An 18,668-nucleotide genomic window follows, 5' to 3' on the forward strand; every position below is an offset into this window, starting at 1 on the left:
AGAACCGTTTTAAACGGTGACTGCCTTTGGTTTGTTTTAATCAAAATAACCGCGAGCTTGTCGAAGCTAGAGTGCGGTTATTTTTTTGACCTAAATTTGATCAAAATTACAACTAGAGTTATCAGATGAATAACAAATTCACCAGCGATAAACATTAGCTGTAGTGCGTCTTTGACAGACAATAAATTGTCCTTTCCGTGTTGCTCACCAAATCAAAACTCATTGGCATCACCACACTTTCTCAAAGACTGCCACCGCTTTGTGCCAGGCAATTACTTTGGCCAACACAATTAACTTCTCTGTGTAAATACTACTCTAACATATTGCTCACGAATAATCATTAACCTTTAAAATAGGGCTTCACACTTTCGTCATGATTACTTCGGGAAAGGGACTTTTTTCTAGCACGATTAATTCATAGGCAGAGGTTATAGTTATCAACATAGAAAGTTACTTAGTTGCTTGCAACAAACTTTCTACTCCAAAACCCTAAAAACCCAAATTGCTAATTTTCTTCATTTTACTCCTCCCAAAATAAAATGAGACGAACACCACTTCCTGCCCAGAAGTGGTGTTTTTGTGTGTTAGGTACTGAAAAAACGCAGATGATTTTAAAAATAATATATTGTTATAAACCTAATTTAAAAAGTATCGGTAAGAAAACGCTTTATCACAAAAGATGATGAAATCAATTAGAGCTAGTAGTCATAGTCCAGAAACGAATTCACTAATAGTATTTTTAAACAGTCATCATTAGTTTTAACCAATAAAAATTAATTTAGGAACGAAATTTCAACGACTTTGTGTGTAAGAGAACTATTTTGATAAACCAATATTAATAATAAAACATGAATGCTATAATATAGGCATCTATATTATGTGATTTTATTATTAATTGGAGGAATTGGGCATGAAAAATCAGAAAATTGTGTCATTAGCAACAGTAGCAATTATCGCAGGGATGACGGGGGCAACTGTTAAACAACAAGAAGTGCACGTTCAGGCGGCGAGCACTGACAACTCAGCAACGGCTAAAACAGCAAAGAGCACCACTGAAACGGCTGTTAACTCCGCAAAAAAATCAGTTGATCAGGCAACGGAAGAAGTAAATGATTCTCAAAACAAGATTGATGATGCTGTAGCTGATCAGAATCAGGCCGAGGACCAAGTAACCAATTCAGAAGAAAATCTAATTGATGCTACCAATAATTTGGACGCAGCAGTTAAAAACCAAGAAGCAGCAACGCCAGAAGCAATTGAACAAGCTAATACTGACGCTGAAGCCGCGCAAAAACAATTAGAAACTGATCAGAAAGCTGCTGAGAAAGCTGGTCAAGATGTCGACGAAAAGCAAGCAGTGGTCGATGAAAAAGATGTCGCGAAGAATAAAGCTGACGAGGACTTAGCTGTTCAAGATCAAGTTGTGACTGATGCTCAGGCCAAGGTTGATCAAGTAACTGACTTACAGACAACAGTTAAGCAGGACCAGACAGCTGTGGACGAAGCTGCTAAGCAAGTAGCTGAAACAAAACAAGCAGTAGTTGACGCCGAGGCTAAGTTGTCGGAGATTAAAGAAAATGGTGCCAGCCAAGAAGATATTGCTGCTGCCGAACAAGCTGTTAAAGACGCTCAAGCTGCAGTTGATCAAACTCAGAAAGAAATTCAGGATTTGCAGGATAGTCAAGAACAGGCTGAGATTAAGTTAAGTGATTCTAGAATTGCTGCGATTAAAAGATATAAAGAAATTCAGCAAACTATGGATGGCATGATTGATGGCCCATGGGAAGATTTTGATGAAGCTAGTTATGATTTATTATATCAAGAGCAACAAAAGATAGAAGATACCTTAACTAATAAAAAGAACATAAATGATGGTTCTGTAATTAAGCAACAATTTCAAGCATCATCTGATGATAAAAAGCAAAATGTTAATCTAGAGAGTCTTAGTGACACTCAATTAATGGAAATCAATTATTTTATAAATAGAATATATGGTGATATAGCAGAACAGTTAGGAATGAGCCGAATATCATTTACTGATGGTACATTGGCAGTGATCAAAAAAACTAATAAATCAATTAATGAAAATAATATTGATTTAAGGTACGGTGCTAATCGTGAGATGTTAGAAGCAATTTGGTGGGAGCCGGAAGAAATATTTTCCAATTATTTGAATGATTTTAATGCTAGTGGCCCACTCGGGGACCTAAAACTTAATTTAAAACAATCCTATACTATGGCCGAGCTTAAAGAACAAATTTATAATTTTGTTTTTGAGAACATCCATAATGATGGCATTCCTGAACGATTCATCTGGAATAATCATAAGGGATCAGAGCAAATAATGGCATATTCTGTTGATAAATACGGTATGTTACATAGCTTCGGCTATAATTATGGTACACAAGAAGTGTGGAATAAGGATAAGTCTAGCATAGAAGATATTCCGGTATTACAGTATAGGGATGCAAATATTCGCGATGCTAGCTATAAAGTTTCAAGTACATTACAAAACGTGACAAGTTATAATGCTAATTTATCACAATTGCAAACTGAGTTGACGAATCAAAATTCAGTCTTAAATGTGGCTAAAACGAACTTAACAGTTTCTGGTATGCTGAAGCAGGCTCAAATCAACTTGGATAATGCTACCGCTACTTCCCAACAGGCTGTGAATGATCAAGTAATTGCAGAAGCCAAATTATCCTCAGACCAAGCTGATTTGGTAGAAGCTGAAAGTAATTTAGCAGATTACCAAGAGGCATTAACTGCTGCCCAAGATAAGCAAGCAACGCTTCAGGACGCCGTGAAGTTGGCTGAAGTTGATTTAGCTGCGGCTCAAACAGAGTTGAATCAAGTGACTGCAGCTGCTAAGGAAGCACAAGCAGTTGTGACAGCTGATCAAGAAGCTGTTAATGCTGCTGAGGATTATTTATATAATTTGCTTCACGCTGATGAGATTTTAGATGACGCAGAGGCTGCCCTAGTTATGGCACAACAACAGCTTAAGAGTGATCAGGCTGAATTAAAAGCTAAACAATTGGCCGTCGCTACTGCAAAAACAGTTTTACAAGGCGCTCAAACTAAATTAACAGCTGCTAAACAGGCGCTGACTCAAGTCCAAACTAAATTAGACCAAGAAAATGCAATTAAGGAAGCTGCGGATGCTGCGGCCAAGAAGCTGGCAGCTGATAAAGCAAGAAATAATGGTAATGGCGTTGTTCAAGCAGCTACCTTGGATGGCAAAAAATTACCTCAAGCCAGTGAGTCGCAGAATAGTAACTGGTTAGTTGCGCTAGGACTTAGTTTAATGTCACTTTTAGGGATTGAGATCGTTAATCGTAAACGTCGCGCCAATTAATCGCTAAAAAATTGAACTTAGTGAACATATGTTATACTGAAGATACAAAAAGCAGCAGTCAGTCAGGACTGCTTCTCCCACAGAACCGTATTTCACGGTGACTGCCTTTGGTATATTTTAATGCAAAAATAACCGCGAGCTGGTCGAAGCTTTTAGGCGGTTATTTTTTTGACCTAAATTCGAGCAAAATTATAACCAATGTTATCAGAGTGCGAGGAGCAGCAAACTTATTAACCGTTTTAAAAAGTCATCAAATGACAATTCAGCAAAATAGGGACACGACAAATTTAAAAATAGGCGCCGATTCACGAACGGCCAGTCATTTTCACAAAGAATGGCGCCTATTTAAATATTTGTCGTGTCTTTAAATAGCCACTTAGCGGAAAACGTACTTTATTTACCGGACCTGTTTAAATGGCACAATAACTTATTTCGTCAAATTCTGGCAGTAAATACAACCTTGGCACCGTTTTTTTGGAGAATGACTCTGGTATACTGGGGATATCATGTCATTATCTTAGCGGGAGGCTATGTATTATGATCGAAATTAAGGACCTTTGTAAGAACTATGGTGACAAAAAGGCACTACAGAATTTAACGCTGACGATTAAGTCGGGTGAGATTTTTGGCTTTTTAGGGCATAATGGTGCGGGCAAATCTACGACCCTGAAAAGCTTGGTCAGCATTATTGAACCGACTAGCGGCACAATTACCGTCGATGGGTTGGATTTAAAGGCCAATCGCCAAAAAATCAAAGAAAAAATTGCTTATGTACCTGACACGCCGGATATTTTCCTGCAATTAACTGCTGGCGAGTACTGGGATTTATTGGCCGCAGCTTATCAATTGTCTGAGGACGATGTGGCTAAACGCCGGCATGATTTGATTGAGTTGTTTGATATGGGCGCTCATGTTGATGAAACGATGGCTAGTTTTTCCCACGGGATGCGGCAAAAGTCGATTTTGATTGGGGCCTTGTTGTCTGATCCTGACGTGTGGATTCTGGATGAGCCACTCCAGGGCTTGGATCCCCAGGCAGCTCATGATTTGAAGGAACTGATGAAGGCCCATGCTGCTAAAGGCAAGACTGTCATTTTCTCAACTCATGTTCTGGATACGGCCCAACAATTATGTGACGAATTAGCCATTCTGAAAAAAGGCCAGTTGATTTATAACGGCTCCGTGGCTGATTTGCGGGCGCAACATGACAACCAATCATTGGAGGACATCTATTTGGGCATGGCTGGTCGCCAAGATGATGGTCATTTAGTTGATAACATTGAAGGTGACGAGCATGAATAAGCAACAATTGCGCGCATTGATGTCAGTTGACCTGCGCCTAGCCAATCCTCAAGTCACCGATCGTTACCGGAAAAAGGGCAAGACTGGCGCCGCCTTAACTAAGAAATTGACCAATCAATTTGTTTACAACACGATTATTTTCATTCTGATTTATGGCTTCACAATGTTCATGCTAGACTTTAGCAAAATGCCGGGGATGTTCACCTTTTATGTCGGCCTGTTTGTGCTATTGGGCATCTCGCAAAGCATTTCCAGCATTTATAACGTCTTTTTTGCCGGCAAAGATTTAGCATCTTACTTGCCATTACCTTTCCGGGAAAAAGAGATTTTCTTCAGTAAAACTTTAATCGTCTTTCTCAATGTAGTGCCGTTTACGCTGCCATTGCTGTTACTATTCTTCTACACCGGTTGGCGCTTTGGCATTTTCATTCCGCTGGCGATTATTTTAGCAATCGTGGTGTTCTTATTGATCATGGCGCTGGTTTTCTTGATTTGCGCCCTGATCGTGTTCGGATTAACAAAGACTAAATTATTCCAACATCATAAAAACGCCGTTATGAGCGGTTTAATGGCGATTACCATGATTATTGCTGTGGCCGGGATTTTATTGATGAACGGTTCCAACAACTATGCTGGCGCCGGTGCTAGTTTTGATCGAGCGCCAATTACGTTGTTGTTACCAATTTATCAGATTTTCAAGGCGCCAATTTCGTTGGCAAGTGGTGAAGGTTGGCTGGGCTTAATTGCCTTGCTGTCATTGTTTGCCGCTTTACTGAAGTATCAAGTCTTGCCTAATTTAAGCGAGCAGTTGACCCAAGTCAATACAACTGAAGTCAACAACGCCAATCCCCATAAAAAAGCTCGGCGCCGCCAGACAAAATTGGTGCCAATTCTCGACGCTTACAATCGGCAATTATTGAAAGAGCCGAACTTGTTGTTGCAAGTCTTATCAAGTTCGATCATGATGCCATTGATTTTCATTCTGACTTTTGCGATGAATGGTTCCGCCTTTAATTTCGGCCAATTGCCAGTTAAATGGTTCGGCGTTTTCTTCGTGGGTGGGTTGGTTTTTGCGGCAATGACGGTTAACCAAACAGCTTTGATTGCCAATCTAATTTCTCTAGATCGGGAAAACTTTGAATTTGTCAGATCGTTGCCGATTTCGATGAAACAATATTTGCACCGCAAGTTCCAGCTTGGTTTCTTCTTCCAAGTGATGATTAATATTTTGATGTTGTTGATTGCGGCGATTACGTTTAAGATGCCATTAGTGTTATTGGCATCCTTGATTGTCGGGGTTATCTGGGGCACTTATCTGATGTGTCTCCACTATTTTCGCCGCGATTATCGTCTGCGAATCACGAATTGGACGAATATTACCCAGCTATTCAATCGAGGCGGTGGTAATTTAGCCTTAGTTGCAACGATGTTTGGCAGCATTATCATTGGCGGGGTCATTGTTGCGGCCTATGCCGTCGTGGTGGGTACCACCAAGTTGGCACTGCTGGCCAATGTTATTGCTTTGAGTGTCGTCCTAATCGTTTCCATTTGGTTCTGGCTTCGTTCTCAAAAGAAGTTCTGGCGGTTATTTGATTAGCCACAACGCTGGGGCGTTTGATTTGAATTCATAGTTAGTTTCGGCAGAAGTCCGGACAACTCCGTTGCGGCCGGCGGGTTGTGGAACGTTGCCGGCGTTGATTTGAGCTTATTGCTGCGCAACAATCTCAAATACAAGCCTTCTTCTAACCGCTAAAGCGGCAAGAAGAATTTGGCGACTGACAACCCGGCGGCCTCCACTGCGTTTTGAGCTAGGCTGGTCCATTTTTGCCTTGATTGATATCAAGGCAATACTAGTGAAGTTGGCTGCTAATCGACCAGCAACCACCTTGATAAAACTAACAGAATTGAGCACCACTATTTAGCAAAACAGATTAATGTAAACTAATAGGCCTGTTTGACAAATTTTCTGGATAAAACCAGAAACTGTCAGACAGGCCTTTTGCACTACTGTTCAGTTGTGATAACAGTCTAAATTAAGTTGATTAATCCCACTGCAATTGCCTTAAGCACTAACAAAAAATAGTGTGAACCAAATCAACTCCAGACGGCGTGGAGGGATCTTGTCGTCAGCCGCCAAATTATTGTTGGTGCTTTAGCACTTACAATAAGACTTGTATTTGAGACTTTGTGTAGCAAAGGCTCAAATCAATGTCGGCAGCGTTCCACGACAAGCAGCCCGGAACAGAGTCAGCCGCAATTTTGTTTATTCATCTGCACAGTGATTTGACGATTTTGAACTTTGGTCCTTACTGAGTTCAGATCAATGTCGGCCGCGTTCCACGACAAGCAGCCCAGAACAGAGTCAGCCGCCATTCTGTTTTGAAATCCAATTTCATAGACTCCAGTGTTGATACTAATACTGCAAAAAAATACAATTTACATATTAATAAATATATATTGCAACGATTAATAATAACTAAATATAAAATTTAAAAACTTATCAGAAATTAAGATATTATAGTTGAAAACAATGAACGATTATTGTATGATTACTTCAAGTTAATAAAGCGGTTACCTTGCTGCTGGGGAGTAACAAGCAACCGACAAAATTATTGGACAGAATTCCAAGGGGGATTTACAAATGAAAAGTACAAAATTAGTGCTGGCGGCAGCAACCGCTTTGCTAGGTTTTTTTGCTGTTAGCGGTGTGAATGCGCAGGCGGCTGATATTACTAATAATACTGGTGATACAACGGCGACTGTGGGGCTTACATCAGATTCAGATGATGATAAGATTTCATTAACGAAGGCGCCAGTTTTTGATTTTGGGTCACAACAGATTGGCAGTCAACCGCTTACATTGCAAGCGGAGACTGTTACTGATCCGATAACTGTTGAAAATCCCGGTCTAGGTACTGGTTGGAATGTGACTGTTACGGGCTCAGATTTTTTAAATGGATCTACGAAACTAAATGGCGCGAAATTAGTTCTCAACGGTGAGGTTGCTGCAGAAGATTCTGAAAATCAAAGTGTTGCACCCACAACGAAGCCTATCATAGTTAATGATCAGGCTCAGAACATTTTCACGGCTACTGCAAATAATGGGATTGGCGGATGGTTAAATAATTTTGATACGGATTATGACCATCAACGTGCGGTCTTGAAAATCCCCGCTGGTAATGTTGCAGGTACTTATGTTTCCAACCTGACTTGGACTTTAACGGATGCACCAGTAAGGTAATAAACTATAAATAATAAGTTAGATTGCACAGTTTCTTAAGACTGCGCGAACTAACTTTTTTTATGTCTTAATTTGGTCTTCGTCCTGCTCTTCCCAAAAGCTATCAATCATGCGGTCGAGGCTGGTGTTGCTGTCGGCTTGGCGGAAGTTTTGCCAGTGGGGTGGGAAGAGTTGGCGGTAGCGGGAACTGGCGAAGCGTTGGTCGATCAGTAGAATCACGCCGCGGTCCTGTTCGCCGCGAATCACGCGGCCGCTGGCTTGAAGGACGTTATTAAAGCCGGGGAGTTGGTAGGCATAGGCGTAACCTTGGTGATTTTTGGCTTGGTAATAGTCTTTCAATAAGTTGTTCTCTAGACTTAGGCCGGGCAAGCCGACGCTGACAATGGCCACGCCAATTAAGCGCGTGCCTTGGAGGTCGATGCCTTCTGAATAAGCGCCACCTAATACGGCAAAACCAACTAGAGTTTCATCTGGATCAGTTTCAAACTGGGCCAGAAATTCTCGGCGCTCGGCTTCAGTGGCACCACTGATCTGGGTGGTGGTTTTGATTTTAGGGAACGTTGTTTGGAAGGCGGTGGCGACTTGGTCGAGAAAACCATATGAAGGTAGGAACACCAAGTAATTGCCTTTTTTACCTTGGGTTAAGCTGCCTAATGCGGCGACAATTTTCGGCAAATTCTCGGCGCGTTGATGATAAGTGGTCTGGATATAATTCGTGCCGATCAGCAGTTGATGGGTCAGCGGAAACGGCGATTGAATTCGGTAGACGAGGCTATCAGGATCCTCAGCCGTCAGCGTTTCCTGATAGTAGCTCAATGGCGTTAAGGTCGCCGAGAAAAGAATACTGGCATCGCCTTTGTGCAAAGAATCCTGCAAATATTCGCTCGGGTCCAGGCACTGCAAGGTCAATTGCCGGGTTGGTTGCTGGACCACAATGGTTTGGTAATTGGTGCCGTAGAAATCATAAATTTTCAAGAAAGTGTTCAGGGCGAAGAAGACATCCAGCACTGTTTCCAGAAATTCTGACTGCTGGAAATCTTGCAGCCATTTAGTCAGCAAATCTAAGGACTGATAAAGGGCTTCAAGGAAATCTTCGTCCGGTTCTGCCAAAACCACGGGGGCTGAATCGGCGTCGAATAATTCATCTAATGATTTAAAGGCCTGCTGCAATGGCTTCAGGGCGTGACGTAGTTTTTGAACGGCGGTGCTGCGATGACCACGAATATCCTTGAGAATTGGTTTCAAAATGGCCTCATTCAGCTGGCTACTATACATATCGCGGCCGCGGCTGACTAAGTTATGAGCCTCATCAATCAGGAAAATATTCCCTGGTTGCGGGTCAGCAAAGAAACGTTGCAGATAAACTTGCGGATCGAACAAATAATTATAATCACCGATCACCACATCAGCCAGCAGACTAGCATCTAAGCTGAATTCGAAAGGACAAATGGTGTGTTTCTTGGCGTAGCGTTCAATCGTTGCCCGGTCCCAAATATCCTCGTGGGCAAATAAATCTTTTAGCGCATCTTTATTGCGGTCGTAATAGCCGTCAGTATAGGGACAGTTTCCTGGTGGGCAATTGGCGGCAGTTTGAAAGCAAATTTTATCTTTGGCGGTGATCGTCACGGCCTTGAGCTTGGCGCCATGTGCGTTCAAGGCGGCAATCGTTTTTTCAGCGACTTGGCGGGTGCTATTCTTCGCCGTTAAGTAAAAAATCCGCTGGCCTAAACCATTGGCCAGCGCTTTGACCGCGGGAAATAAGGTGGCAATGGTTTTGCCAGTGCCAGTGGGTGCCTCGGCTAACAGAATTTTCTGAGCTGCAATCGTTTTGTAAACCACGCCGGCGAATTGATGCTGGTTATCACGGAAGTTTGGATAGGGAAAAGTCAGATCGGCGGCGGCTTGATTACGCTCGGCACACCAACTAGAACGCAAATGAAGCCAGAATTCTAATTCTTGTAAGACTTGGTCGACGAAAGTTTTTAAAGCGGCCCGCTGCCAAACTTCTTGCTTGCGCGTAATGATTTCCGTCGTGGTTTGGAAATAAGTTAGTTGAACCGTCACTTCATTAACATCCTGCTGCTCGGCCAATAACCAAGCGTAAAACTTGGCCTGGCCCCAATAGCGGGTTAAAGCATCCTGGGTCAGCTCGGCAAAGGCTGGATCAGAGGTTTTGATTTCGTCGACCATGACGGCGTGGGTATCAGGATTGATCACCACGCCATCAGCGCGACCTTCGATTTGATAGTCTTCACCATCAAGTTTAGTCTGATATTTTAAGTTGATTTCCTTTTGATAATCAGGGCCAGCTTGTTTCTGCAACTTGCGATGAATCCGCGCCCCCAGCAAGGCCGTGTTGGTGCTGGTGGTCGTTGGCGTTAAGTCGCCAGATTTTAATGTGAATTCAATTAATTCACGAATACCAATTTTTTTAACCATAACAAATTCCTTAATCAATGTGAACGAGGCGGCGGCTGGTGATGTCGAGTAACCGGGATTGTTTGAAGTTGGAATAGTTGCGAGACGGTGCAACTATTTGATGCAGGTCGAAGTTGGAAACAAATCATTGAGCAGCTATAACTATTTAGCAGTCCAATCACAGCAGGCTAGGCCATAAGTCGTGCGCTTATCATCACCTTGCAATTGCTGTCTTGAAACTTAGACTTCATCAAGTGTAGCATAGAAAATCCCATCTTGGCTGCCTGAGTCAGTCTTTTTTGCGACCAAAAAAGCAAGCAGTTCAGCTAGAATTGCTTGCCTTAGTAGCGGACGATTAATGATTTAATTCCTGATTGCATCAGGCTTTTGGTTGTTCGTCATTTAAGTTTTGTTGCCAGTTGGCAATGGTTTGATATTGTTGCGTAAGACTTTGACCAATGTTTTTCCAAAGCGGTAATAATTGACGGTAAACTTTCTGGCTGGCTGGTTGCGGTTGATAAGTTTGTTCTGACTGCGCCGGAATGCCGAAAGTAGGATCATGGCGCAGACTCTGCCAACCAACAATAGCCGCGCCTAAGCTAGAGCTTTCAACTTGCGTGGGAATCATGACGTTTTGGTCGAAAACATCTGCCACTAGCTGGCACCACAAAGTTGAACGGGCAAAACCACCGGCCGCGTGAATCGTGGTGACTGGGCCTGTTAATGCAATAATTTGTTGGTAAACCACGGATAAATTCAGCGTGACGCCTTCCAGAACGCTCCGCAATAAATCTGAACGTTGGTGGCGTTGAGTGAGGCCAATAAAACTACCACTGGCGGCAGCGTCCCAAAGTGGCGCCCGCTCGCCATTGAGATAAGGATAAAACAATAAACCATGGGCGCCGGCGGGACTTTCACTAGCGACTTGCCAAAGTGGTTGATAATTTTTGGTGGTGGTTGTGGCTAGGTTCTGGTCGGCCCACTGTAAAATAATGCCACCGTTGTTAACTGGGCCACCAATCAACCACTGATTTTTGCGGAGCTGGTAGCAGAACAAGCGACCTTCAGGATCTAAGTGAGGTTTGCTGCTGATCATCCGGACGGCACCGCTTGTTCCAATGGTCAGCGCGATTTGATCAGACTGACTAGCCGCCAAGCCTAAATTCGACAGGGCACCATCACTGGCACCCACAATAATAGGAAGACTTTTAGGCAAATGCAATTCTTGAGCCAGTTGTTCAGTCAAGGTTAACTGCTGGGTAATCGGCACAATGTGTGGTAGTTCGTCCGGCGTCAGTGCCAGCATATCCAACAGCGTGTCGTCCCAAGTCTCACGTTGCCAATTATAAAAGCCGGTGGCGCTAGCTAATGAAGTGTCGATCACGAATTCCTGCGTTAATTGCCAGCACAAATAACTTTTCAAATCACTGATATAAGTTGCCTGTTGATAAAGGTCAGCTTGATTCAATTGCAGCCAGCGCAATTTACAAAGGGGCGTCATGGGATGTACTGGCGTGCCAGTTCGTTGATAAATGACCGCGGCTTGTGGCCCTTGTTGCCATTCAGCAGCAATTGCCGCGCTGCGATTGTCAGCCCAAGTGATGATCGGCGTTAATGGTTGCCGTTGTTGATCTAATAATAGAACACTGTGCATTGCCGTTGAAATTGCCAAGGCTTCAATTGGCCAGCCGGCGGTTTGAGCTTGACGGCCAATTTCGCGAACGGTTTGTTTGACCGCTGCCAAAACTATTGCCGGATCTTGCTCGGCATAACCTGGTTGGGGTTGATCAAGTGAATAGCCCTTTTTTGCACTGGCCCAAGCTTTACCAGTATCGTCGAAGAGAATAGCTTTCGTATTGGTGGTGCCAACATCAAGGCCAATAATCATTGCGGTGCCTCCTTAGCGCGTCATATTAAGTTAAGTTTAGTGAATTTAATAGGTAGATGCAAGCAATCGCGTAACCTGCATAGCCGACAATTGCCATTATAAAAGTTGCCACGCTAAATAATTGCCAAGTTGGTCGACAGTTTGACTAGTATGCGATAAAGTATGGCATTTATATAGCAAGAATGTATAATTTGCGGCCAAACATTATATTTGCATTATGATTTATTAATTGATATATTACTCTTTGATAAATAAGTAAACGCTTCTAGTCGGGGGATTGAAGTTGTTACTTTAAATTTGTGCTTGTTATCAAAATTATATTGGGATGCGTCATTCGTTACTTACATTTAGTCGAATGGCGGCTGAGCGTTCTATTTATTTTCAGTACGGCTGAGTTTTACAAGACGTGAGTAATGCAAAGTTACTTAAAGATTGTAGAACTTTTTTTGTAGCAAAAAATGTAAAAAATGTTGTATGAACCAGCAATCACAAACAATAGATTTAATAATGAGGTATAAAATTAATAACTAATAAATAGTTATTAACAGTGTGTATTCACATTTCTCGTAAAAACGTCAACAGCGGGTATAATGTTAACTATACAGGTTAAACAAAGGGGAAAATGAACATGGGGAAGAAATTAACAGCTCTGCTAATGAGCTTGATCGTTGTCTTGCCACTAGCCACACAAGCATGGGCAGCACCACAAATTGCACAAGCGGCGACGGACATGACGGGCACAGTAAGTAAGCAAAGTACGCCGGCAACAGCGGAAACTCCAGCTACTGATACCAGCAAAACTAATATAGACTCAGCAAGCAGTAGTTCCAGTAGTTCGGCGACCACTAATAGCTTGCCGACGCCGGCAGCCGATACTCAAAAGTCGGATATCGCACCAGTCAATGCCGATACCAGTACTGGTCTAACTTCACAGCTAATTTTTACAGATGGCTCGATTGATTCAGAAACGACTTTTGAAGCACATCGGACCGTGCAATTGAAATTATTAATCAGTAATTCTGGACAAGCTCAACCATTTACCGGTGGTGAAGTTGTTATTAAATTGCCGAAAAAGCAGTTTATGCCACCGGCTATCACTGACTTTACGGCTGGTCAGGACTATATGACTAACAAGGTTGTTGATATCGACGCTGATAGTGACCCTGATAATTATTTAATCAAATACCAGCTGAAAACAGTTGGTGCCGGTTCTAAGGCGGAACTACCGTTCTATGTTGCTTTAGCGGGCAGCCAAGATGTAGGGACCAAAGCCACTATTACTCAGACGATTTATAAGTCTGCTGGTAGTACAGAAGTTGTTAGTCAAAATCAGGTTTTTCTACCATACACAGTTGAAATTTTAACTGGTTTTACTGATGGTGGTGTCACCCTAAAAAAAGAAAATTGGAACGGTATGACACTAGATAAGTCACAAGATATGGATATTTCTCGAATGCTACGTTTTTCGTACATGTACGGTTCTTATGAAGATCCGGGATCAACTAATTCACCGTTCTTTATTAATGTTACTTTACCCAAAGATAAGGTGACTTTTGATGCGGCTCAAAGTCCTGATTGGACTTATAACGCAACTACCGGAATTGCTACTTATCATACTAACCATAAGTTATCTAACACTTATCCAAGTAAATTAATAGTTCATCCAATTTTAAGTAGTCATATTCAAGCCGAAGAGAAAATACCATTTCATTTTCAAACTGGATTTGTTAATGATAATCCGAAGAATTATTTGGCAGAGGATCATGTTTATATTTTCAAACAACGTAAAACATCCTACATTTCCGATGTTAACGCAGTATATTCTAAATATAAGAATAGTGATCCAAGATTCACTGAGGTTAATAGTTTAGATGTTATTCAAGATCAGGTTAGCGACGCGACTACTTATAACTTTAAAATCACGCCAATTCAAATTAGTGATTTTGAAGAGGGCGATGTAGCGACCATTCAGAAATTTACGGTTAAGCCTAATTTGGATGATGGTAGTTTACATCTAACTAAACTACGCTTCTACCATCTGTATAATAATATGTCTGCTCTAGTACAGCAGGAACTGCAAAATAATACTGTCACTTTAACTGATCAAAATGGCAATCAGACAATTAAACACAACTTGGCTTTAGGTGAAAGCATTGATTTGGGTGGAAAGGTGTACAAGAGTATTGAGATCAAGTTTGCCCGACCGATAACGCTTGATAATACCTGGGACACGATGTTCTATCTGGACATTGGTGGCCATTTGGACCAGAAAGATGTGGATGACTTCAAAGCATCATCTGAAATCAGAAAGACTTTCACAGTAAATGAAGAAACACAGATTAGTGAACAAGAAGAACTTGTTAAATCAGCTGATTTGCTTGAGCTGAAAAAGTCTAGTGTAGAATCCGTTCAACCAAAAATTACTCGTGGCGGCGGTATCGGTAACGGCGTTCAAGTTCGTCCTTACAACTTATTATTTGGTCCAACTGCATTAGTTGATTTCGGCATTACAATTACTAATCCTAATCAACTGGCAATGAAGAATCCTCGAGTTTACTTCCTATTGCCACAAGGATTGGTTTATGAAGAAGGGCAATCAGCGCAAGTTAAGAATTTACATGATGTTCAAGTGACGCCTAACTATGTTGACGGACAAACTCTAGTTACCGGAATACCCAATGTTGATAATAAAACGACAGGTAATGTTATTTTTACGATTCCAACAACGGCAACTAAAACGTTAGTCAATACACTCAATAATATTCATGCTTACTTTGCTGTTGACAACAACTATTTTACAAAAGATGTTAATGATCCACGAATTAATGAAAATTTTGAAATGGATGATGTCAGCAGTCGTTATTACAATAATTATACTTTTTTTGACACAGCACAGGATCCTAAACGTGGTGTTAATACTGAAGGTAGTTTTAATTACACACCGCCGGCAAGCTTGTCAATCACTAGTACTTCAAGCTTGACCTTGACCAATTTTGTTGAAGATTTAGGTAACATTTTACAGCCTGATGAGAAATTCAACTATCAATTAAAGATTCTTAATAGTAACGCGTCCGCAATTAGCAAGTTTCGGGCAATAGATGTGTTGCCGTTTGTTGATGGTGCTAATGCTACTATGTTCAGCTTAGCAGATACGACTGAACCAGAAAAATCTGAATTTGCAGTTCAACTGACAGGCCCAGTCAAGGTTGTTGACGACTATGATGATTACTTTTATGGTCATAAGGATTTAACTGATCAGTATGATATTTACTATTCAACTGAGGCACCGGATGCTACACCAGAGGTAAATGATACAAAGGATGGTTGGACTCTGACACCTGCAGATTATAGTCAGGTTCGCATGATCAAAATTGTACTGAAAGACGGCCAAACAATTGGTGCACGTAAGGGTATTGATATTCAAATGCCAGTCATTGCACCTAAATCCAATCTAACTTTACCAGGCAAACAAGCTTTTAACAGCTTTGCGCTATCAACTGATGATGGGAAGAACTATCTTGATTCAAACAATAGTCGAGTTAGTATTCATCAAGAACAAGGTAATCTGAACATTACTAAGTTAGATAATCAAGATAAGCAACGGCCATTGGCTGGTGCCAAGTTTAAAATCTATGATGCTACTACTAAGCAAGAAGTTGATGAAACGGCAGCAACCAGTGCTAGTGGTACTGTTACCTCTTACAATTTACCGGTTGGTACTTACTATGCTGTCGAAAGTGTTGCACCAAATGGCTATACTCTGGATACAACGCCAACGGCAAATTTTGAGATTACTGATGGTAAAGATACGCCTTTAACTATTTACAATGAGCGTAATACCGAAGATTTTGGTACTGTTACCCTCAATTATGTTGATGCAGAAACTAAAGAAAAGATTCCTGGGTATGACAGCCAAGTGCTTTCTGACGTTATTGGCACTGAATATAATGTTGGTTTAACGAAGTACTTTATGACAATTCCTGGTTATAAGGCTGATAGTTATTTGACAACTGGACTGACTGATGAGAGCTATATCGGTAAGTTTACTAAAGAGCCGCAAGATATTACTTTCTATTATCATAAATACGCCAAGGTAACGATTGAGTCTCTTGATCACCAAAACAATAAATTGTTTGCTGATCAAACAATATCAGATATCCCTGGCAAGAGTTATGACACTAGTGAAAATGTTGTGCAAATAGAAGGTTATCAATTAGATAATCAAGCATTACCAGATAATGCTAGTGGTAAATATACGACAGCTGACCAAGTCGTTAAGTACTATTACAATAAATTAGCAGCACCAATCACCATCAATTATATTGATGAATTGACAAAGGATATTTTAACCAGTGCTCGTTTAAGTGGACTTGCTGGTGAAAAATATGATGCCAGTCAGGCAGAATATCAACTGACTATTCCTGGATATGAACTAGATTCTCGTAAGCTGCCAACAAACACTAAGGGCGTTTTCTCAGATGCATCAGATACGATTGAATATTTCTATCGTAAGTTTAGTTCACCAGTAACAGTTCAATATGTGGATGAAGCTGGCAAAGAAATCGCTAATGTTGAATCACAGAAGCTTTCAGGCTTTGTTGGCGATGATTATGATACTAATAATTCTAAATATCAATTAGCGATTCCTGGGTACGATTTAGATCAAGCCAAGATTCCAACTAACGCTGCTGGTAAATACAGTAATGACCCTATTACGGTTACTTATGTGTACAAACAAGTTGCCAAGCCAGTGACAGTTCAGTATCTTGACCAAAATGATCATGAATTTGCACCAAGTAAGCAGTTACCTTTAGCTGATCTTGGCACTAAGTACGACGCCACTACAATTGATTATCGTCAAGAATTTGCCGGTTATGAACTTGACCAGACTAAACTGCCGACTAATGCAACCGGTGAGTTTGGTACTGAACCTATCATAGTCACTTATCATTACAACCAAATCGCCAAACCAGTCAACGTTAAATATGTTGACCAAAATGGCAAAACGATTAAAACAGTTAAACCAATAACAGGTAATGTTGGTGATGAGTATAAGACTGAACAGGCCGAGATTTCTGGTTATAAGTTCGATCGAATGAAAGATGATACCCCAACCAAAGGTGTATTAGGTACGACCGAATTGACAGTTACCTACATCTACAACGAAATCGCCAAACCAGTCACGGTTAAATACGTTGATCAAACTGGCAAACCAATCTTAGATAGCAAGGAAATCAATGGTAACGTTGGTGACAAATACGATGCAGGTACGGCCGATTATAAGTTGAGCAAGGCTGGTTACGATCTTGATGAAAGCAAGTTGCCAAAGAATGTCACGGGTCAATTAACGAACGCAGCTCAGACGGTTACTTACGTCTATAGCCAAATCGCTAAACCAGTCAACATTAAATACGTTGATCAAACTGGTAAAGAAATTAAAAAAGTTGCGCCAATTACTGGTCATATTGGTGATTCATATCAAACAAAACAGGCAGAAATTGCTGGTTATGAGTTTGATCGAATGAAAGATGACACGCCAACCGAAGGTGTATTGGGTACGACTGAATTGACAGTTACCTACATCTACAACGAAATCGCCAAACCAGTCACGGTCAAATACGTTGATCAGTCTGGCAAGGAAATTTTATCCAGCAAGGTGATCAATGGTCATGTTGGCGACAAGTACGATGCCGGCACTGCCGAGTATAAGTTAAGTAAGGTTGGTTATGAGCTTGATGAAAGCAAGTTGCCAAAGAATGTCACTGGCCAGTTAACGAACGCGGCCCAGACGGTCACTTACATTTATACACAGAATTCTCAACCAGTCACTGTCAAGTATGTTGATCAAGCAGGTAAGACCATTCATGCTGATCAAACAATCGAGGGTGAGTTTGGCAAGGCCTATGATGCCACGACTAGTCAGTATCAATTGGCAATCTCTGGCTATGAGTTAGTCAAAGCACAGTTGCCAAAGAATGCTCAGGGGCAATTTGGCGCTAACGCAATCACAGTTACCTATGTCTACCGAGTTGTGACTTCGCCTGAAAAACCAACGAAGCCTACTGAACCAAGCAAACCTGAACCTGGCCAGAAGCCTAGCACTGATCAGAATGGTTCTTCATCAAATAAGACCAATGCTGCTAATCAGAATAAGACTTCTGAGTCAGCTGCAACTAAGCAGAAGAAGTTGCCCCAAGCTAGTGAAGCAACGAATGATTCATTGATCAAATTCGTTGTGGGGATGTTCTTAATGTTTGGTTTGTTGATTTACACAACTGTTGATTTTCGGAAGAGTTATCGTGATTAAGCAGTTGAAAAGTTATTTACACAAATAAAATAATTTTGGAAAAGGAATATTCGCATTGCGGGTATTTCTTTTTTTGCGCTCAGGTTGCTGGACAAAAAATTAATTTTAACAGGTTCGAAAATGACGCTGGTCAAGGCTGAATCTCTCTCGG

General features: G+C 41.4%; 8 protein-coding genes. 5 read left to right on the plus strand and 3 right to left on the minus strand.

Annotated features, from left to right (window positions below; all coding sequences use genetic code 11):
• Positions 1 to 77: 77 nt before the first annotated feature.
• Complete coding sequence (locus tag EKM82_RS11945) at positions 78 to 182, minus strand: putative holin-like toxin (RefSeq protein WP_125767138.1); 105 nt, start codon at positions 180 to 182, stop codon at positions 78 to 80.
• 728 nt (positions 183 to 910) lie between these two features.
• On the opposite strand from EKM82_RS11945, the gene EKM82_RS04585 reads away from it, so the two are divergent.
• From EKM82_RS04585 to EKM82_RS04600, 4 genes are all read left to right on the plus strand, one after another.
• Positions 911 to 3,361, plus strand: coding sequence for a hypothetical protein (locus tag EKM82_RS04585; RefSeq protein WP_125767139.1), 2,451 nt, complete (start codon positions 911 to 913; stop codon positions 3,359 to 3,361).
• A 537-nt stretch (positions 3,362 to 3,898) separates the two neighbouring features.
• On the plus strand, positions 3,899 to 4,663 hold the full coding sequence (locus EKM82_RS04590; protein WP_125767140.1) for an ABC transporter ATP-binding protein: 765 nt from the start codon (positions 3,899 to 3,901) through the stop codon (positions 4,661 to 4,663).
• Positions 4,656 to 6,260, plus strand: coding sequence for an ABC transporter permease (locus EKM82_RS04595; RefSeq protein ID WP_125767141.1), 1,605 nt, complete (start codon positions 4,656 to 4,658; stop codon positions 6,258 to 6,260). Before EKM82_RS04590 ends, EKM82_RS04595 begins: the two co-directional genes overlap by 8 nt.
• 1,044 nt (positions 6,261 to 7,304) lie before the next feature.
• Positions 7,305 to 7,904, plus strand: a complete 600-nt coding sequence (locus tag EKM82_RS04600) for a WxL domain-containing protein (RefSeq protein WP_125767142.1) — start codon at positions 7,305 to 7,307, stop codon at positions 7,902 to 7,904.
• 60 nt (positions 7,905 to 7,964) lie between these two features.
• Here EKM82_RS04600 and EKM82_RS04605 read toward each other — a convergent pair whose 3' ends face one another.
• The gene (locus tag EKM82_RS04605; protein ID WP_125767143.1) at positions 7,965 to 10,343 is read right to left on the minus strand and encodes a helicase C-terminal domain-containing protein; all 2,379 of its coding nucleotides are present in this window, start codon (positions 10,341 to 10,343) and stop codon (positions 7,965 to 7,967) included.
• Positions 10,344 to 10,701: 358 nt separating this feature from the next.
• The gene (locus EKM82_RS04610; protein ID WP_125767144.1) at positions 10,702 to 12,210 is read right to left on the minus strand and encodes a gluconokinase; all 1,509 of its coding nucleotides are present in this window, start codon (positions 12,208 to 12,210) and stop codon (positions 10,702 to 10,704) included.
• A 628-nt stretch (positions 12,211 to 12,838) separates the two neighbouring features.
• On the opposite strand from EKM82_RS04610, the gene EKM82_RS04615 reads away from it, so the two are divergent.
• Positions 12,839 to 18,517: a MucBP domain-containing protein gene (locus EKM82_RS04615; protein ID WP_164508108.1), complete on the plus strand. Its 5,679-nt coding sequence runs from the start codon at positions 12,839 to 12,841 to the stop codon at positions 18,515 to 18,517.
• Positions 18,518 to 18,668 lie beyond the last annotated feature (151 nt).

Source organism: Lapidilactobacillus wuchangensis, assembly GCF_003946645.1.
GTDB classification, from domain to species: Bacteria; Bacillota; Bacilli; order Lactobacillales; family Lactobacillaceae; genus Lapidilactobacillus; species Lapidilactobacillus wuchangensis.